Origin of the sequence: Microcoleus sp. OTE_8_concoct_300, assembly GCF_031383065.1 — a bacterium.
Lineage (GTDB): Bacteria > Cyanobacteriota > Cyanobacteriia > Cyanobacteriales > Microcoleaceae > Microcoleus.
Genome location: NZ_JANMZH010000226.1, coordinates 1 through 1,441 on the forward strand (window position 1 = coordinate 1; position 1,441 = coordinate 1,441).

The following is a 1,441-nucleotide window of genomic DNA, read 5'->3' on the forward strand; positions in this document are numbered from 1 at the left end:
CGACCTCCGGCGATCACTCCGGCCGGAGTAGGATTGACAACCAGGAATCGACTCAATTAATCAGTAAATTATGGCACCAGAGGCGAGTGAGGAACTAGGACGGCAGAATGGGCAGTAGCAGAACTACAATTTGCTTGTCACGGCGACAAACGTCGCCAGAAAAGGCTGGCGCGTATTGTGTCGGACTTAGCCTCACAGCCCCATGCCACTGTGCCACAAGCATCAGGGGATTGGGCAGCCACCCAAGGGGCTTATGACTTTTGGTCATCTCCACGAGTCTCGTCAGATGCGATTCGCCAAGCCCACCAAAGAAGTACCACCGAACGAATCAAATTACATCCCATGGTTCTGGCGATTCAGGACACCACAGAACTGAATTTCACCCACCACAAGAGCAAGAAAGGAATGGGACACGCTCGATAGTGCCACCAGTCGGGGTCTGAAAGTTCACTCAGTATTTTGTAGCTCTGCCAATGGAGTACCATTAGGAGTGTTGCACCAACAAGTATGGGCGCGAGATCCTGCGACTATTGGTCAGAAGCATTCCAGGAATCAAACCGAAACCAAAGACAAAGAAAGCCAGCGTTGGTTAACAGCTGTTGATCGGACCGAGAAGGTGATGCCAGAATCGATTACTGTACTAACGGTGGCCGCGCGCGTTGCCGACATCTATGACTTTTTAGCGACTGAAAGACCAGAGAATTCTCAGTTGTTAATTCGCGGCTATCACAACCCTCAGGTCAAAAACTCTGATGGTACAAAAGAAGTCCTTCGACTACAAGGTTCGCTCGCCCAAGTACCGAGCGCGGGACAACTGGACTTGGAATTGCCAGCTAATCCGCAGCGATCAGCTCGTAAAGCGACTCTGAACCTGCAGGCTACAACAGTCGAAATTCTACCTCCTCAAAGCCACCCTCGCCACCAAAATTTACAGCCACTGCGAGTGCAAGTGATTCTGGCTTGTTAAGAAAACCCGCCAGCCACAGAGAAGCCTGTGAGTTGGTTATTACTGACCACCTTGCCGATTAATGGTTTTGAAGATATTGTGCAGTGCTTGCGCTGGTACAGTTACCGTTGGTTAATCGAACGCTATCATTACGTTCAAAAAAGTGGCTGTGGTTTAGAACAGCTACAATTGGAAACTGCCGAGCGCATCGAACGGGCAATATCTACTTACACAATTGTGGCATGGCGGTTATTGTGGATGATTTACGAATCTCGTCATCATCCTGATACTTTGGCGGACACCATTCTGGAAACCCATGAATGGCAAGCACTTTACTGCACCATTCACTCAACTCCGAACCCCACTGAATCACCCCCAACTTTAAGTAATTGTATTCGTTGGATTGCGAAACTAGGTGGATTTTTGGGACGTAAAGGAGATGGTGAACCGGGTGTCAAGACCCTTTGGCGAGGATGGCAACGTTTGCATAACATT

At 49.2% G+C, this 1,441-nt stretch carries 1 pseudogene; it reads left to right on the forward strand.

Going from position 1 to position 1,441, the window contains the following annotated elements:
• Positions 1 to 105 precede the first annotated feature (105 nt).
• Positions 106 to 1,441 (forward strand): annotated as a pseudogene (locus ACUVJL_RS10850) (IS4 family transposase); the annotation flags it as partial.